General features: G+C 58.0%; 17 protein-coding genes. 3 read left to right on the top strand and 14 right to left on the bottom strand.

What is annotated here, in order from left to right:
• A partial coding sequence (locus tag M0D69_RS40485) for a hypothetical protein (protein WP_301787418.1) occupies positions 1-215 on the top strand: 215 nt, incomplete at its 5' end.
• Between the two features lie 134 nt (positions 216-349).
• Here the strand turns inward: M0D69_RS40485 and M0D69_RS40480 are convergent.
• The 5 genes from M0D69_RS40480 to M0D69_RS40460 form a co-directional block, all read right to left on the bottom strand.
• Complete coding sequence (locus tag M0D69_RS40480) at positions 350-1,273, bottom strand: amidohydrolase family protein (RefSeq protein WP_301787417.1); 924 nt, start codon at positions 1,271-1,273, stop codon at positions 350-352.
• A gap of 331 nt (positions 1,274-1,604) precedes the next feature.
• On the bottom strand, positions 1,605-1,877 hold the full coding sequence (locus M0D69_RS40475; protein ID WP_120311671.1) for a hypothetical protein: 273 nt from the start codon (positions 1,875-1,877) through the stop codon (positions 1,605-1,607).
• A 150-nt stretch (positions 1,878-2,027) separates the two neighbouring features.
• Positions 2,028-3,431, bottom strand: coding sequence for an aromatic acid/H+ symport family MFS transporter (locus M0D69_RS40470; protein WP_301787416.1), 1,404 nt, complete (start codon positions 3,429-3,431; stop codon positions 2,028-2,030).
• A 205-nt stretch (positions 3,432-3,636) separates the two neighbouring features.
• The gene (locus M0D69_RS40465; protein WP_301787415.1) at positions 3,637-4,731 is read right to left on the bottom strand and encodes a porin; all 1,095 of its coding nucleotides are present in this window, start codon (positions 4,729-4,731) and stop codon (positions 3,637-3,639) included.
• Between the two features lie 486 nt (positions 4,732-5,217).
• Positions 5,218-6,006 (bottom strand): enoyl-CoA hydratase/isomerase family protein, encoded by a 789-nt coding sequence (locus tag M0D69_RS40460; RefSeq protein ID WP_301787414.1) that lies wholly within the window; start codon positions 6,004-6,006, stop codon positions 5,218-5,220.
• A gap of 617 nt (positions 6,007-6,623) precedes the next feature.
• Here M0D69_RS40460 and M0D69_RS40455 point away from each other — a divergent pair.
• Positions 6,624-7,388 carry a TetR/AcrR family transcriptional regulator gene (locus M0D69_RS40455; protein ID WP_301787413.1) on the top strand — a complete coding sequence of 255 codons (765 nt, stop codon included), beginning with the start codon at positions 6,624-6,626 and terminating at the stop codon, positions 7,386-7,388.
• Positions 7,389-7,555: 167 nt separating this feature from the next.
• On the opposite strand, the gene M0D69_RS40450 is transcribed toward M0D69_RS40455, so the two are convergent.
• From M0D69_RS40450 to M0D69_RS40430, 5 genes are all read right to left on the bottom strand, one after another.
• Complete coding sequence (locus M0D69_RS40450) at positions 7,556-7,825, bottom strand: hypothetical protein (RefSeq protein WP_301787412.1); 270 nt, start codon at positions 7,823-7,825, stop codon at positions 7,556-7,558.
• A 720-nt stretch (positions 7,826-8,545) separates the two neighbouring features.
• The gene (locus M0D69_RS40445) at positions 8,546-8,863 is read right to left on the bottom strand and encodes a transposase (protein WP_301787411.1); all 318 of its coding nucleotides are present in this window, start codon (positions 8,861-8,863) and stop codon (positions 8,546-8,548) included.
• 241 nt (positions 8,864-9,104) lie between these two features.
• Entirely contained in the window at positions 9,105-10,163 is a 1,059-nt protein-coding gene (locus M0D69_RS40440; RefSeq protein ID WP_301787410.1) for a maleylacetate reductase, read from the bottom strand.
• Between the two features lie 61 nt (positions 10,164-10,224).
• Complete coding sequence (locus M0D69_RS40435; protein WP_301787409.1) at positions 10,225-10,551, bottom strand: Dabb family protein; 327 nt, start codon at positions 10,549-10,551, stop codon at positions 10,225-10,227.
• A 39-nt stretch (positions 10,552-10,590) separates the two neighbouring features.
• Positions 10,591-11,478: an intradiol ring-cleavage dioxygenase gene (locus tag M0D69_RS40430; protein WP_301787408.1), complete on the bottom strand. Its 888-nt coding sequence runs from the start codon at positions 11,476-11,478 to the stop codon at positions 10,591-10,593.
• Between the two features lie 111 nt (positions 11,479-11,589).
• On the opposite strand from M0D69_RS40430, the gene M0D69_RS40425 reads away from it, so the two are divergent.
• Positions 11,590-12,522 carry a LysR family transcriptional regulator gene (locus tag M0D69_RS40425; protein ID WP_301787407.1) on the top strand — a complete coding sequence of 311 codons (933 nt, stop codon included), beginning with the start codon at positions 11,590-11,592 and terminating at the stop codon, positions 12,520-12,522.
• A 416-nt stretch (positions 12,523-12,938) separates the two neighbouring features.
• Here M0D69_RS40425 and M0D69_RS40420 read toward each other — a convergent pair whose 3' ends face one another.
• The 4 genes from M0D69_RS40420 to M0D69_RS40405 all read right to left on the bottom strand — a co-directional run bounded on the left by M0D69_RS40420 (position 12,939) and on the right by M0D69_RS40405 (position 17,299).
• Positions 12,939-14,186, bottom strand: a complete 1,248-nt coding sequence (locus M0D69_RS40420) for an enolase C-terminal domain-like protein (RefSeq protein WP_301787406.1) — start codon at positions 14,184-14,186, stop codon at positions 12,939-12,941.
• 143 nt (positions 14,187-14,329) lie between these two features.
• The gene (locus M0D69_RS40415) at positions 14,330-15,622 is read right to left on the bottom strand and encodes an MFS transporter (RefSeq protein ID WP_301787405.1); all 1,293 of its coding nucleotides are present in this window, start codon (positions 15,620-15,622) and stop codon (positions 14,330-14,332) included.
• 86 nt (positions 15,623-15,708) lie between these two features.
• Positions 15,709-16,476, bottom strand: coding sequence for an SDR family oxidoreductase (locus tag M0D69_RS40410; protein ID WP_301787404.1), 768 nt, complete (start codon positions 16,474-16,476; stop codon positions 15,709-15,711).
• Positions 16,477-16,579: 103 nt separating this feature from the next.
• Positions 16,580-17,299: a FadR/GntR family transcriptional regulator gene (locus M0D69_RS40405; protein WP_301787403.1), complete on the bottom strand. Its 720-nt coding sequence runs from the start codon at positions 17,297-17,299 to the stop codon at positions 16,580-16,582.
• Between the last annotated feature and the right edge of the window lie 278 nt (positions 17,300-17,577).

The raw sequence follows: 17,577 nt of genomic DNA, 5'->3' as shown, positions 1-17,577 counted from the left end.
TCTGGTCGATAGACGTCGACCGCGAGACGAGTTCCATCCCGCATCGTTACGATGATGTCGCGTTCTTCAATCATGTCCCCTCCACATTCATTGGTAGTTTCGGCTTCAACGGTCGGCCGCTGCCGCGCTCAAAGGCGGCCAATACTTTCGGACCTCGGACCTCGGACTTCGCGCTTGCCGTTTGGCGATGTCCTGCGATCATGCAAGTTCTGTAAAACACTATACTTCACACTCGTAAAGTATGCAAGACGAACAATGTCCATCACAGGACGTCGTGCCCGGCCGTTAGGCTGGGCCGCGTCGATGCTCGCCTCCCGGACAAACAGCGCGGGAATTGATGATCGCGCCACTAGCGACCAAGCAAACGAGCTGCATTTTCACCGTACACCTTGTCCATCTCGACACCCGGAATTTCGATGTCGTCAAGCACCGCTCCAAATTGCCGAATCGCTGTAGTCGGCGCGAACGGAAAGTCCGTGCCGAAAAGGATGTGGTCCGGATCGGCGATTTGCGCAAGCGCGCTCAGGGGCGCTTTGCCGGCCGATAGCGCCGTGTCGAAGTAGAAGGACCTGACCGCTGCAAGCGTGTCACCAACACGCTCGGCCGCCCCAGGCATCATCGAGATAGAAAGGGCAAGGCGCGGGACCAGAAACGGCAACGTCCCGCCAGCGTGAGACAGTATGAAACGGGCATTCTTATAGCGAGTCATCGCGCCGGAGATGACCAGGCTGGCGGCTGTACGTGTCGTCTCAAAGGGATACTCGAGCACGGACGCCGGCGCGACGCGCGGTATATCGTGGGGCGGCTGATTGGGGTGAATGAAAACGACCGTGCCACGCCTGTCCAATTCGTCGAGGAGAGGCACGAAGTGCTCGTCTCCTAAATACAATCCGTCGTAATTCGTAAAGAGGATGAACCCATCAACCTTTAACTCGTCGAGGCAATAACTCACCTCCTTCAAGGCTGCGTCGATGTCCGGCAGCGGCAGGCTCGCGAACGATCCGAATCGGCCCTTATACCGGGACCGAAGCTCAGCCGCGTGGTCATTACATCTTCTCAACAGCGTGGCCGCATCCGGCATTGCCGGTCCGGACGAGATGGACAGGATGCCCTCGTCGATGCCGTTCTCGTCCATCATGGCGATGGCGGCCTCTTCGGACCACGTTGGGGCCACACCAGTCGGCATCGCCGCATTTAGCAAGTCCAAACCTACGGCGTCCACATACAGCTTTGGCAAAAAATGCTGGTGAGTATCAATCTTTCGTTTCGACATGACCTTAGTCTCCTAATCTATGATTCCGTACATTGAGCGCGGCAACCGACTCCGCCGCACGCTATATTCATCTTATACACAATGCTTTACGACCGCAAAGTTTAGATGGAGGAATGCCGCCTCTACCTGATCTTGGCCAAACTGTTGCGGATTCAAGCAGGCAGGCCGTCCGTTTCATCAACGCTTTGACGCAGCCACCCGGCCCCCGAGAATTTGAGGCGGCGGATCATTCGCTCCAAGGCGCAGCGCCTCTCCTCTGTCACGAGTCAAAACCGCAGGCGGATTGTTCGGGATGCGCCTTTGCCTGAGATAATCACTTTTCGACAGTTGCTCAGTAGAAACGCATCATGGGACGCTGAATCGCTGGCGGAAAGACTTGCCACGTACCGTCTGTATGCCGAAAGAACAAGACCGAAACGGGCCGTTCTTGTCGCGACACCTCAACGCGCACGAAGCGCGTCCCGCCGCTGGCCGTTCGACTGAAGACGGTCAAGCGGGCGGGTGCGGCTTGCGTTAGCCAAAGCCATTTCTCCACCAGCGAACGAAGCGATCCCTCCACGAACTTCACATGCTCGTGCGCCGAATTCAATGTAACTGGACTCATTTGGCTTGCCTCCATACCGACACATCGTCACCCTTCCCCCAGCACGTTGACTATCGCCAAATCACAAAGATGCAGACGAGAGTTCGCAGATGGGACTTTCTCCGTCAATCGAGTCAGGCTCTTTCCAATTCACTTTGCAGCACAAAATTCTCACGGTGCGGTGCTATTGGGCAACGTCCCGTCCGGACCCGATACCGTACCGATGTTTTCCACGTATTCACTGGGCAACCGCCGTTGTGCAGAGAGAACGCGTGCCATGACGGCCATGCAAGCGCTGGCTATCAGGAGCGGTATCGACAACAAGGCGCATACGAGTAGATAGGGGAAACCTGAGATGACTATCAGCCCGATCAACGATGACCCGATGATCGAACCGAGCCGTCCGATCGCAACCGTCCATCCCCCACCAGACGCACGAAGCGCTGTTGGATAGAAGATGCCTGGAACCGTATTGACACAGGTCAGTGGGCCACCGATGGTCAACCCGGCCAAGAAGACCACGTTCGCGTGCCACGATGTCGTCTCGGAGAGGCCCAGGGCTATGACAAGCAATGAACCTACGCCGAACGCGCCACAAATGATCGAGGCTACGTTATAGCGGCGCACGAGGACCGCGAAAAGTACCGATCCGCCAAGCGCGCCGAATTGGAACATTGACGATACTTGTGAAGCCTCATGCATCGATAGACCGATTTGCTTCAAATGCGTAGGCAACCAGCTTCCGACAAGAAAGAAGACCAAATACCCGGCAAATTCCGCTATCCAGGTCAGCACGGTTCCCAGCCGATATTCCTTTCCCACGAGCGCCAGGCTTCCGCGCTTCGAACCGCTTGGTGAAGCAATGACGAAATCCAAACCGGAGCAGTCGACCTTCGGGAATATCTTGGCCACGACTCGCTGGACAGCTGCGTTGGACTTACGGCTCGCCACCATGTAGAGCGGCGACTCGGGTACTTGCCATGCAAACAGGCCCACGACGCAAAGCGGCAGTACGCCACTCAATACAAGCATCCCCCTCCAACCTAAGGCACCTATGGCGAACGAAGTTACGAAGCCAGCGACAGCAGCGCCGAAAAGAAACCCGCAAAAGGCTGAGGCAAGCATGGCGGAGCGCGAGCGGTCCGGGCTATATTCAGCGACGAGCGATGACGACGCAGGCATCGCGGCGCCAACACCCAGACCAGTGATAAAACGCAACAGCACAAGCTGCATTACCGATTGCGCCTCGCTGGACGCGAGAGCCGCTACGCCAAACCACGCGATCGCCGCGATGCCCACTGCTCTGCGACCCACGCGATCGGCCATTGTCCCACCCACGATTGACCCGGCCAATAAACCAACCAGCCCTGACGCAACTAGTGGCGCAAGCGCCGCGGGAGACAATTGCCATTCGTGACTAACGGTGGGTGCAATAAACGCCATGACGATCGTATCGAATCCCTCGATAGCGATCGCCGCAAAGCAGACGAAAAACACCATCCACTGTTTCTTCCCCAACGGAAGGTCGTTAAAAAATTTGCGTATGTCGGTACGAATATTGTTTGTCTGTTCCATTACGTTTCCTTGAAGCGATGAAATTCAATTCAGCTTGCTTGCACCACGCAGCCGAGATCAGAAGCACCTCATCAACCTTGTCTGGTTCTCCTTGTCTCGAGATAACCGGAGCGAGTGTGACGTTGTCGCCTGAAACGATCATGACTCGCCACGCCTGTCACCTGAGCTTTTCAATTTTTCAACCCAAACGAACCTCATGACTTCGTTAAAAACGATGACGAAGCCCGACGCGCAAGAGACCTTGGGATTGCCCGTTTGATGGACTCGTGACATACGTCATTTGCGCCTGGGTCGCCGAACCTGATGCCTTCATCAATTGCGCGGCAAAGTAGACGTCAGTTCGCTTAGATAATAGGTAGTCCGCAAAGAAACCGATCGCCCGATAGATTGGGTTTGCGTCGGTTGCGTCGACCTTGCCGTGCGTATAGACGTACACGATGCCGGCCAGAATGTCAGGGCTGATCAAGTAACCGAGGTTCGCCTCATAGTTGTCAAAGCGAACGTCATTGCCTAGGAAGGCGTGCTTGAAGCGCGTCGAAGTATATTCAAGATCGATCGTCGCGTTGCCAATCTTGTACTGTCCGCCAACGCCCGCGAGCGTCTGGCTCTGTGCGGCTGGCACATAGGCGGCAAACGTGATTGCGTTAGGCGCAACGCTGTTGAATACGGCTGTAAAAGGATTCTTGATATACGTATAGGCGGCAGCGACATACAGCGGTCCGCCGGCGTAAGTGACGCCAACCGATTTGACGCTATTCGTGGAAAATTGGCCTGCCTGTCCGCCAAAACTATACAGTCCGTTGAACGAAAATCCTGCCACTTGGGGACTGGTGTATTTGACGGCGTTGCTGATACGGTTGGTGCCCGCAGTGTTATCAATGTCGCCGGCGTGAGCGAAGTAGACCGACCAGTTCAATCCGGCATTGATTTTCGACAGCAAATCAGCCATCTCTTCGTACTGGCGCCCAAGCGTCAGCGTCCCATAGTTGCTGGCGATGCCGACATACGCCTGCCGACCAAAAAGGGCTCCGTTATTGCCGATGTTACCTGTGGATGGATCAAAACCGTCTTCCAGCACGAAAACGGCCTTCATGCCACCACCGAGATCCTCTGAACCCCGAAGCCCCCATCTTGATATAGAAGCTCCACCGCTCTGAAGTTGCCAATTCGAGGCCCCCTTCTGATTGGTGGTATAGGTGATGCCTTCGTCAACGATTCCATACAAGGTCACACTGCTTTGCGCATACGCGCAAGCGGATGAGCCGCAAAGTAAAGCGATGGCGCACGACAATCCCTTCATCTCCAATCTCCTGATCTTTTGGTTATGCCAACTACTTAACATCGCTCATAACTGAATGAAGTGTTTTGTTATATTTTCCATTAGTACAGTTTTAGTGTAGTCAAAACCTTTCCGTTCGTACAGGATTGTGGGATTGGGACTATCCCTATGAAGCGGAGTCGTGCGGACGAACCGCCGATGTTCCAGACGTGATCGGGAAGGTCAAGGAGAGGGATGAAAAAGCTCGGAGGGCGCCGCACCAGCGGCGTGGGGTCCGAATGCCCGGCTCATCCGGGCTTTAGCGGGAATCCAATGGCGCGTTCAGGTCGGCAGCGCAACCATGTGCGAGGACAACTTTGACAAAAAAGGCGTGTATTCCGTAGTTGGACCATTTGCCGATTCCATGGACCGATCAAGCGGCGGGCTCGTGGCAATCGCCTGATGCAGTTCCGCTACATCTCGTGTCACCGCCAGGCAATGCGTCCTTCCCCGATCGGCCTCTCGTCTTCAGGTTGACGAGTTCCCTGGCGAATTCAATCGTCCAACGAATCCGGCTACTCTCTGATTAAACGCTTCGGTCGCGGCACATCTCAAGAACGCTTGCTTTTCATCCTCGAGATGTTGCTCAAGTCCATCCTCCGATGCCTTGCTGACGAGCGATTTCATCTCGCTGACCGCCGATGGCGGCAAGTCCATTACATTCCGTGCCATAGCAAGGGTGGCTTCTTCCAGCGAAGCTGGATCGGCAACGCATTGCACAAGTCCCAATGAGCTCGCTTCTTCTGCGGTCAACACATCCTTCACCAGCAGAAGTTGCAGGGCGCGCGCCGACCCCAGGCGGCGCGCCAAATGGAAGGAGAGTCCGCCGTCGGTCGAGGTGCCGAGCTTGCCGTATCCGACGACAAAGCGAGCCGTACGTGACGCTACGACCAGATCGCACGCCATTGCCAACGAGAAACCTGCGCCTGCCGCAGCTCCCTGCACGCTCGCAATCACAGGAATCGGCAGACGCCGTAGCGCCAGAACCACAGCGTTAAGCGCACTGATTAGTGTTTCGATGAAGCTATCGGATCTTTGGAGTCCGCCCAGGATCTGAACGAGATTTCCGCCGGCCGAAAATATACGGCCTGTGGCTCGAAGAACAACCGCGCGATACTCCCCGCGCGCCTCGATGTCGCTGAGAGCCCTCAAGACGCCATCACAGAAATCCAGGTCGATCGCGTTTGCCTGCGCTTCGTTTTCCAAGGTGATGACAGCGAGATCGTCACGGGAGGTTAAGGTGATGTTGCTCTGCATTTGGCGACACCTGCATTCGTGGAATTCAGGGAGTAAAGCGCAGTTCTGTTCTGGTGCGTTTCGGCGCTTAGGCCACGCTACGCTTGGCGCCTAAATTTTGGTGGTCATTTAACCAGCGGTCGGACCCGGCGCTACGTCGAGGTCTTCCTCGCGCCGGCCAAACTATTATACTTTACCATCGTTTAATTTAAAAGATGTGGTGCTGTTAGGTCGCTTACCTGTTCGGGAACGCTCCCGCATGGCCGTGCCTACTCAGCGCCCGGTGGCTTTTCTTCTGATGATTTGTTGGTGAGTGCACGTGTGGGCCTGCCCGGGGCACGCAGGCGCGTGAGATCACCTTGGGTAGCGTTGGAGCGGATGCTTGCGCGCCCACAACAGTCGGCACTTGCACATGCCCGATTCAACGAGGCCGAACAACTCGTCCGGCGGAGTGGTGTCGTTCTTCAGACGAGTGGCATGCACAATCCGTTGTATTATACCTTTGTATAGTTTTCTTACGGCCACGCTCTCGACGCGGACATTTAAGACAGCCCGCCGAAACCGGTATCGAACGCCGTCTTGCCAGGCCCCCTCCGACAAGCGCGCTCCGGCAACGAAATTCCTATTCGAGAAACCAAATGGTGCAACGTACAGTTTCCAGCAAGAACTCCGGCAGCAAGGGTCGCCCGGCAGAACTCCGACGTGCGGAGCAGCAGCGCGCTCAGGAAACACGGGCCGCGATCTTGAGCGCGGCGCTTACGGAATTCGCCTCGAAGGGCTTTGAGGCTGCAAGCATCCGCAGTATCGCGGACCGAGTCGGATTGCAGCACCCGCTCATCACTTACCACTACCGCTCCAAAGATATTCTGTGGCACGCGGTGGCTGAATATGTTTTCGAACGTATCCGTCACGAGTGGGACGGCTATCTGGCGGATATGCCTCCTCTCAGCGCTGCAGAGCGCGTGCGGGTGGTGTACAAGGCCCTATTTAGATTCACGGTCGATTATCCTGAGTTTCATCGCTTCATGCTCCAGGAGTTCCTTGGACACAGCCCGAGGCTGCAGTGGCTCGCTGACACGGTGCTCAAGCCGCTGATCAATTGGCTGCTGCCACAGATCCGTGCCGCACAAGATGAAGGCGCGTTGCCCCAAGGCGATCCCATAATCTTCCATTATCTGTTCATCAGTCTCACGTCGACCCTTTCCGGCTTCGGCCCGGAGATGCAGGCAACCTCGAATATTTCCCCGTCTGATCCCGCCGTGGTGGACGCCTACTGGCAAACGGTCGAGGACCTCGTCTTCCACAAGCAAACGCCCTCTGGACGGTCCGAAAAGGCCGGATCGCGTTCGGGCCATAGCGACAGACAGCCGCGCGTGTCGGGTCGCTTAAAGAGTGCCAACTAAATCGGCAGGCGCTTCTGCCGAACCACATGAGCCTGGCATCTACGGGTTGACGACAAGGGCGTTTGAACTGTTCGATCGACGCTGCTAGGTGTTCACGGGTAGAGTGGAACGGCCACCGGATATCCTTCTGTGCGCCGAGGTTCCACATCCCCGGCGCGCGACCATTATCAGTCTGCAGATGCCTCAGCTTCCGGCGCCGACACCCTAAGCCGGTCACCGCGCAGTCGTTCGAAATCCGGGTGTTGGGATGCGCATTCATAGGCGTTGAGCGAGATGCTGGTGTTTCCCACCACGTTCTTGACCAGAAGGTCGCTTGGTTCCGCGAGTGCGGTCTCGATGAAAATCGCTACCTCGCCGTATTTCGTCGAGCCGTATTCGTTATCTGACGTGATACTCCCCGCGCCGGTGCTCCATATCGGCCCTGTAAGCCCTGTCACGATGTTCTCGCGGTTTTATTCTGTTAGGCATGGCCGTTTCGGGCCATGTAATGGCGAACGATACTTCGCTTACAGGACACCATAGGAGTGACTAGCCTATATCTGTCGAATTGCATCCCACACGGACCGGTCTACTGTCGGTTCATGAGCGTAGGAGTGCAGTTCGCTCACGCCGGTCGTGAGAGCCGTGCTGACGTATTCGGATATTTCATCCGGATGCGATACACCGAGTACGCCTGCCATTGGAATGATTGCGGCCTTCGATACTCCGATAGCTTGCCACGCACTTATCGCGTCGGTGTAGTTTTCCCGACTCCTTGGCCGTTTGACACCGGTCCATGGTCGGTTTGGGATCGCCAATACGCTTGAGGAAAGAATCCTCGCGACTGCTCGACGAGCGTCTGCCATGGCAGAAAAGGAAACGGCTTGGTCGCCATGTAGTGGGCGGTCAGCACAAAAAAAATCTTGGGGTTCGCAGCGTTGATCGTATTGCAATAGTCCGACGCAACGGACTCAAGCCCCTCGGCATGCTCGCGCTGTCACCAATTCGTGACACGCATCACCGAAGGCTTCAGCCACTTCGTTACCTCCATAGCTGCTCCGGTTGCTTCCGGCTGGAGCGATTGCCGGGTGGGACCGAGGTGGACTTGGACACGACGGCGGCGGTACGCACGGACGTCGCCAAATCCCGTTCAATGTTGCCAATTCAAACTCCTCCGCCTACGTCGCATATCGCCCGAAGGACGCTGCAAGCGCGGAGTCGCCACTGTATTTCAGTCCATCGTACTGCCTGATCGCCGCAGGGTTCGCCAGATGCACGCAGTAGCCATCCTTCATCAACTCATCCACCAGCCAGTACCAGTTGAACGTCGCCTCGATGACCACCCCCACCAACTCTTCACGGTGCGGCGCCAGGGCCGCCCGGATCTGTACCGGATCGTTCGGTAACCGCCGCTGGCAGACGATCCGGTCAGCTTCATCGCTGACCACTACCACACTGTTGTTCGAGTGCAGGTCAATTCCACTAAACTTGTTCATGCCGGCCTCCTGTGCGTCAAGTCGCTGTCCGCACTCCGACTCTACGCCAGCCGTTCTACTGGGACAGAGGCAGGCCGGCTATATGATTATCAGAGCCGATTTTTTCTATTTTTACAGCCGCGCTGCGAAATTCGGCAGGTGAGGCGCACGACGACTCAAAAACAAAAGACCGTAGCGTTAACCAGGCGTGCCCGACCAGCAATCAATGATGACACGCACGCCCTGTTCCCCTCCGCATGGTTCAGCCGCCCTCGCCTGCCCATGCTCGTTGAAGCAGCTCACCAAGCGCCCCTTCCTCGATTGGCCGTGGATTGCCATACGGATTGGCCATTGCCTGTTCGACCGCGCGTGGTATGCCGTCGTGCGGCATACCGATATCGCGCAACGCCAACGGAATGCCGCACTCGCGTTCGAGTTGGAGGAGCGCGAGAACCGGATCCTCCGTCTTCATCGCCCGCCCCAAATGCATCATCGCTTCGGGTACTTCCGGTTCGTTGTACGCGAGCGCATATGGCAAGACGATCGCATGAGTTTGCGCATGCGGCAGGTCGAACACGCCACCTAACGTATGACAAAGCTTGTGATGCAGCCCCATCGTCACCGCGCCGAGACAGCATGCACATAGCCATGCGCCATACAGCACGTCGGCGCGGGCCGCGGGATTGCCCGGCTCTTTCAGGATGCGCGGAAGCGCATCGACAATTGCGCGTACGCCCTCTTCGGCCATTAACGACACAATCGGATTTGCGTCGGGCGCATAGAGCGCCTCCACTGCATGCGCGATCGCATTGAACGCGGAAAGCGCCGACATTTGCGTGGGTAGCGACAGCGTCAGATCGACGTCATACACGACCACCTCCGGCAACACCTTGAAACTGCGTTGCGTGGTCTTGATACCCGCTTGAGTTTCCCCAAGTATGGGTGTCATCTCGGAGCCCGCGTAAGTGGTCGGCAGCACGATCTGCGGCAGATCGGTACGTAATGCGATTGCCTTGCCCAGTCCGGTTGTCGATCCACCGCCGACCGAGACCACACCGTCGATATCGAGTTCCTTGACGTTGGACAGCGCACGTTCGGTGATCTCGACAGGCGTGTGCATCGTCGCGCCGGCGAAGGTCCCGACGGCGCGTGCCCCGAGCAACTGCTGCACCTGCGCTCCCAGTTCCGCTTGCTCGCGGGTAGACAAAACGAGCAGCCGCCGCAAACCGAGGCGCTCTGCTTCAGCGGGAAGCTGTGCCAGCGTACCGCGGCCGAATATAACTCGTGCCGGCTGGGACTGATACACGAATGATTGAGACATGCAACTCACCTTGGTTCATTCAGCTGGTTCGGTCGACCGGCGAGGGCCGGACTAAAAAAGCTCACGCTGGTGCCCGGTCACGCACTGGAATTACCTCATAGTCCACCTGATACCTGGCGACGCGAACGTCGCCCAAATCCTGCTTCACGCGAAGGTGTTCTGCGTGTACGGCATAGGCAGCCAGAGCGTCCTGTGATTCGAACTCCGAATAAAGCACGACATCGCACGCGTAGTCGGCCTTGCTTGTATCCACGCCGATTTCCATATGCAGCAGTCCCGGTATTCTCCCGGCGAGACCTTCAAAGGCACTTTGCAGCTTGTGGACTGCTCGCGCCTTCTTGTCCGGCGTCTCGCCTTTCAGATTCCACATCACGATGTGCTTGATCATCTGATTCCTCATCAATCAATCTGCGCCACGCCGCGAGCGCTATGCAGCGTTGCTTCGGACGGCAGCGCCGGCCTGGTTGAGAACAAACGTGAAATCAAGCGTCCTGAAGGACGTATCGATTTCGGTACCGTCGGGAGCGCGCCCTGGCGCATGCTGCTGCCAATCTGCCACCAGCGACGAGCGGACGCCGAACACCGCGTCGGAATCCAGGTACTCGTCGCCCGAGCGAAAGACGTGGGTAATCAGCCGTTCATATCCCGGGGCTTCGATCATGAAATGCAAATGCGCGGGCCGCCACGGGTGCCGGCCGAGCGCCGCGAGCATGCGGCCAACCGGTCCATCGTGCGGAATCGGGTAGGACTCGGCGGTCACAGACCTGAAGTGAAACGAGCCGTCGGCGAGACTGCGCAACATGCCGCGTCCCTGGTTGCTGGTAACACCCTCGTACTGCACGTCGTAGAAACCGTCGGAATCGGCTTGCCACACTTCGACTCTGGCGTTCGGAACCGGCTCGCCGCCGATCCCGGTGATCCGCCCAGTGACAAAGCATGGCTCGCCTTTAGCGCCGTTGGCGACGTCGTCGCCGTTCTGGTATTGGGGAGCGTTCTCGACAAAGAACGGGCCGAACACGGTCGACTCCGTACATTCCCGCGGTTTGCGATTGTTTAGTGCCGTGACCAGCATCGACAGGCCGAGCGTATCCGAGAGAAGGATGAACTCCTGGCGGTTGTCGTCGGTAATGTGCCCGACATCGGTCAGGAACTGGATGCCCTTGAACCACTCTTCCTCGGTCAGTTCCACATCACGCGCAAACGCGTGAAGATGCTGCACCATGCTTGTCATGATCTGCTTGAGACGCGGATCGGTAGCGTCCGCATGACGGGCCAATACGATCTGAGTAATGGTGTCTTCATCGACGTTTTGCATGTTGTCTCCGTAAAAATGTTCTATAGGTCAGAATATAGTCTGCCGGAGATCGGCGAAAAAGGCCGATTCGGGGAAATTCAATCCCGCTCAGCGGGAAACTGGAGACGAGTAGTGGACAAATGGCTGGAGGTGCAGGTGTTCGTACATACTGCAGAGCTGGGCAGCGTTTCGAAAGCTTCGGAGGCGCTCGGGCTGTCGAGTTCGGCCGGTAGCCGCTATCTCGCGAATCTCGAACAGAGACTCGGCGCCCGGCTCGTCGAACGGAATACGCGGCGACTGTTTCTAACCGAAGTGGGCGATGAGTTTTATCGCCGCTGCAGAAACATTACGTTTGAAATGGAGGAAGCCGAGGCACTGGTCAGTTCGGCTTCGCTGAGTCCTGTCGGCACATTGCGCGTGACGGCCTCGGTGTCCTTCTGTTTCCAGATCATCGCGCCCCTGCTGCCAGAATTTACGAGGCAACATCCAAAGCTGTCTGTCAGCGTCACCGCGGCCAACCGCTACTTCGACCTGATTGAAAACGGTATCGATATCGCCATCCGTACCCGTGAGCACGAAGCAGACTCCGCGTTGATCATCCGGCGCCTCGCGGAAACCCGGCGTATCCTCGCCGCCTCCCCCGAATACCTGAGCCGCTACGGCACCCCGAAATCACTCGAGGAACTCGATGGTCACCATTTCCTGATCTATACGCTCGCCAATAACCCGTACGAACTCGCGTTCACGAAGGGCTCGACAGCTCATACCGTCAAGATCAACGGTTTGCTGGAATCCAATGAAGGACAGGTGATTTGCAAGGCCGGCCTGAACGGTCTCGGGATCGTGATCCAGCCCGTCTACATCATTCACGACGACCTCGTGGCTGGCCGGCTCGTGCCGATTCTGGACGATTGGGATCTGCCGAGATTGAGGATCAATATTGCCTATCAGAACCGCAAGTATCTGTCGTCCAAGGTGCGGACGTTCATCGATTTTCTCGTCGAGAGTTTCGATCATATGGATTACGAACGCCGATGGACGCAGATCTGGTCACATCGGCATTAAAAGTCTATCGCGCTTTGCCTGCCCCACCCCAATTAAAACCAAAACCGAACTGCATCGCCGGCGCCGATGGCTTGCCGGCGTCCGACTGGAATCAGCCGCTCGCGGGCCGGCGTGCCGTGGTCACCGGAGCGGCGCCAAAAAAACTTCGCAGTACGCCAGTCACCTGCAGTTCCCGGATTACATTGCGCGGGGAAGTCCGGCGCGCACGGCGCCACACGGCTGACTCGATTGCCACCATTCGCTACGAACTTACGGTCCGGCCGGTCGCCGGACTCGATGTGTGTCCATGCTGCCGGAATCTGGGAAGACGCTTTGATTTAATGACACAGTAAGATTAGGAATGTCCGATTCCGTCCTCCTGGCGCACGCTGACAAAGCGTGTTGCCAAGGGACCGATCTGAACTCGCTTCGCTCCCTTACGGAGTCTGCAGGGTTCCATCCCTCAGCCGGGTCTGCGTCCACGTCGTCACAGTGTTTTCACACGGATATTTCGCTGCCTCGGCTTCATCGATGTCGACACCGAGGCCTGGCTTGTCGTTGGCATAGACATGTCCATTTCTGAATTCCGGGAGGCCGGGGAATACGTCAAGTAATGCCGCCCTGGGCCCTTTAAGCTCCTGGATCACGAAGTTGGGCGGCTCGGTGCCCGACCATTCCTGCACGCCGAAGTTGCGTGATGCGAGGTCAATGTGGATGTTCGCCGCATGCGCCAACGGCGACATGTCGCCCGGGCCGTGCCACGCCGTCCTTACGCCGAATTGCTCGGCAAAGATCTGCAGCTTGCGCGCGGCCGTGATGCCGCCGATCTGACTGAGGTGAACCCGGATGTAATCGATCAATCGCTCGGTGATCAGGAATCGCCACTCGGAAGGATTGTTGAAGAGTTCACCCTGGGCCAAAGGCGTAGTGGTTTTCGACCGCAACTGACGAATCCATTCGCCCTCTTCCAGAGCAATCGCATCTTCGAGAAAGAACAGGTCGTACTGTTCAAGTTCGCACGCGAACTTGATGGCTTCGACTGGCTTCAGCCGTCCGTGTACGTCATGGCACAAAGCGACGTCGAAGCCGACCCTGCTGCGAATGCCATCGAACAGCTTGAGCGTTTCCCGCATGTACTTTCTGCTGTCGAGATACACGCCGTCCACGGCGCCCTTGGGCGCGCTCGATGGCGCCTTGCCATAGACGGCTCCTCCGTAGCCGCCGCTTTGGCAGCGGATGTGGGTAATGCCCTGCTCGCGATACGTCTGGATCTTCTCGCACAACTCGTTCAAATCACGGCCATCCGCATGGCGATAGATGGGCACGCCTTCGCGGCACTTGCCGCCAAAGAGTTGGAAGAGCGGCATGTTAGCCATTTTGCCCTTGATGTCCCACAACGCCATGTCGATGCCGGAGATCGCGTTGTTCTCGATCGGACCGTTACGCCAGTAAGCATTCTGGTGCATCAGTTGCCATAGCTCCTCGATGGCCTCGGCGTCCCGACCGATCAGCAGCGCTCGCAGATACTCCTCGACGAGACACTTGACCGCGACATGCCGATACGCAAACGTCGCGCATCCGAGGCCATACAAGCCATCCTGGTTGGTCTCCACCTTGACGACGATCAGGTTGATGCCTTCCGGCGCGGTCAGGATGACCTTTACATCGGTAATGAGGGTTGCCATTTTCTTTCTGCCAAGATCAAATCAAATGAATCGAAGCCGCATCGCGGGGCTCTTCGTCAGCACCAGAACATGATCTGCATGTTCATCCCTGCGTTGCGCCCGCGCCCAGCGCATCCTGAGCCCGCAAGGCGAATCGATACGCTTTACGTGCGACCCACCGCCAGCGACCCTTCACGCTTCGCGCGCTGGTCGGAATGCGCAGGCACGGTAATCATCAGGATGGCCGAGAGCAGCAGGCCACCTGCCATGAAGATGTACGAGGCCGCAGGGCTGCCGGTCGCGCCGTTCAAATAACCGACCACCCACGACCCAAGGAACGCGCCCAGCGCGCCGCATGCATTGATGAGCCCGATCGCACCACCCAGCACGTTGCTCGGAATCAGTTCCGGCACGAGCGCGAAGAACGGGCCATACGGCGCATACATCGTCGCGCCTGCCACCACCAGCAGCGCGAACGAGATCCAGAAATGCGATCCGCCGATCATGTACGAGCTCACGAACGCGATGGTCCCGACAAGCAGCAGTGGCCACACAAACAGCTTGCGGTTGCGGGTTTTGTCCGAGAGCCAGGACGCGAGCAGCATCAGCACGATCGCTGCGAGATAGGGGACTGCCGCGAGCCAGCCGACGGAAACGATATCGATCGTCGAAGCAGCCTTGAGAATCGACGGCAGCCACATGATGAAACCGTACACGCCGACGCTCCACAGCGCATGAATCGCGCAGCACTTCAGAACGATCGACGAACGGAACGCCGACTTGTAGTCGCGCACCGGAGCAATGTGGGTCTGTTCGGCCTTGAGGCGCACGTCGAGTTCGACCTTTTCGGCGTCGGTCATCCAAGGCGCATCGGCGGGGCGATCCTTGACCGTGAACCACCAGACCACCGCCCATGCGAGCGCCGGGAGGCCTTCGAAGACGAACATCTCGCGCCAGCCGAAGCTGCGGACCAGATAGCCCGACACTACCGACATCCACAGCACCGTCACCGGATTGCCGAGAATCAGGAACGTATTGGCGCGTGAGCGTTCAGTGCGCGTGAACCACCGGCTGATGTACATCAGCATCGACGGCATCACCGCGGCTTCCACCACCCCGAGCACGAAGCGCAGCACCATGAGCATCGGAATATTGCTGACCATGCCGGTCGCCGCAGCGCACAGGCCCCAAAGGACGAGACTGAAAAAAATCAGCTTCTTCACGCTGTTGCGCTGCGCGTAGATCGCGCCGGGCACTTGGAACAGACAGTAGCCGAGAAAGAACAACGAACCGATCAGCGACGACGTGCCATGGGTGATGCCAAGATCTTTGTCAATCCCGGCCGCCGCGGCGAAGCCGTAGTTCGCGCGGTCCAGATACGCAAGGCTGTAAGTGATGAAGATGATGGGCATCAGATACCACCATCTTTGGGGTGCAACGGGTTTGACGCTTTCCATGATGTCTCCAGATCGGTACGGCGCACACACTGTTCGGTTAGTGCGGGTCGTTCTTTTTGTTCTGCTGTCCCCGCGCGGACTTGCACTTAAAGCACGGCCAGCCAGCCTCCATCGACGTAGATGATCTGGCCGTTCACATAACTCGATGCCGCGGACGACAGGTACACCGCCGTGCCGACGAGCTCCTCCGGCTTGCCCCAGCGTTGCGAAGGATTGCTGCTCTTGACCCAGGCATCGAAGGTCGCGTTCTCGACGAGCGGCTTGTTCATGTCGGTCAGGATGTAGCCCGGACCGATTGCGTTCGCCTGAATGTTCGACGACGCCCACTCGGCGCTCATCGCGCGGGTCAGCATCTTGATGCCGCCCTTGGCCGCCGTGTAGGCGCCAACCGTCGCGCGCCCTGCTTCGCTCGTGAGCGAGCCGATATTGATGATCTTGCCGCCCGTGCCGCGTGCGATCATGCGTCGCGCCGCCTGCTTCGAGACGATGAACGAGCTCGTCAGGTTGGTGTCGATCACGCGCTGCCAATCGCTCAACTCGAGTTCGACCAGCGGCTTGCGAAACTGAATGCCGGCGTTGTTGATGACAATGTCGATCTGCATTCCGTCCTTGTCCCATTGCGCGAACGCGTCGGCGACGGCCTGTTCGTCGGTCACGTCGAAGGCACGGCCTTGAGCCTCGAACCCCTTGCTTTTGAGCCGGCCGGCCGCCTCGGCGACCGCGTCGGCGCGCGTGCCGTTCAGGATCACGCTGGCGCCTGCCGTGGCGAGCCCTTCGGCAAGCGCGAAGCCAATGCCCCGCGCTGAGCCTGTTACGAGCGCCGTGCGGCCGCTCAAGTCGAATAGCTGTGTCATACGCCGTTCCTTTCCAGGTGTGCAAGTACGAGACGCGAGTGCGCCCCTCGCGACCGGAACTCCGGTCGCGATAACGTTGATGTCGATTTCGCTGGTTAAGACGTCAGGCGGGCGCGTCGTTGGCGACGAGATTCAGCGCGGCGCGGTCTTCGAAGTCCTTCTCCGCGCGCTTGATGAGCGTAAGAACCGCCTCTTCCGCTCCCGCCGGATCACCTGTCTCGATCGCGACGCAAAGCGCTTCGTGCATCGGCAGCGAACGGGCTGGGCCGCCGGCTATTTCAGAGCTGAGTTCGAAGCTCGTGCGCAGGATCGCCGACAGCGCGTTCTGCATTTGCTGGATGAACTGGTTATGGCAGGCGGTGAGGATCGCGCCGTGGAACGCGAGGTCGGCGGGAACGTATTCGCCGTGGCCGGCGACAGCGCGTTCCATCGCCTTGAAGGCACGCCGCACCGCGACGCGATCCTCCGCCGTCGCGCGCTTGGCAGCGAGCCTGGCCGCGTTCGGCTCGATGATCAGCCGCAATTCCATCAGGTCCTGGATCAGACCCTCGTCGATTGCGCCCGCCCTCGCGCGCCAGGTGATCACGTCCGGATCGAACAACTGCCATTGCGAGCGCGGCAACACGATCGTGCCGTAACGCCGGCGCACTTCGAGCATGCCCTTGGCGGAGAGCGACTTCATCGTCTCACGGATGGTGATGCGGCTGACCTGCAACTGCTCGGCGAGCACGGGCTCGGCCGGAAGAATATCCCCGGGCGCAAACTTGCCCGAGCAAATCTGTTCGCCCATCTGATTCAGGACCTGCCGGTGTAGTGTCGCCACGATTTACTCTCTAGATCATACGTATGATGTAGAAAGATAGGCGAGCAGATTTTTTGCCGCAATCCGGGTTGACCCGAGGTCGGGCTTTCCCACTTGCCGTGGACCAAATCTGCGTATCGTGTTGGTACCTGTTTGCTCGTCGTTTGACGGTAGAGCCCGCGAAAGCGACTACTGGTCGGGCTTAAGCAAACGCGCAGGCCGTCGTCCTAGCGGCACTAGTACGACATCCCATAAATAGGTTTAATAATTATCTGGCTGTAAATAAGGCGCCAGGAGCG

It is taken from the genome of Caballeronia sp. SEWSISQ10-4 2, assembly GCF_030464885.1.
Classification (GTDB): Bacteria; Pseudomonadota; Gammaproteobacteria; order Burkholderiales; family Burkholderiaceae; genus Caballeronia.
Note: the sequence above shows the minus strand (reverse complement) of the source record. Positions and strands in the feature narration are given on the sequence as shown.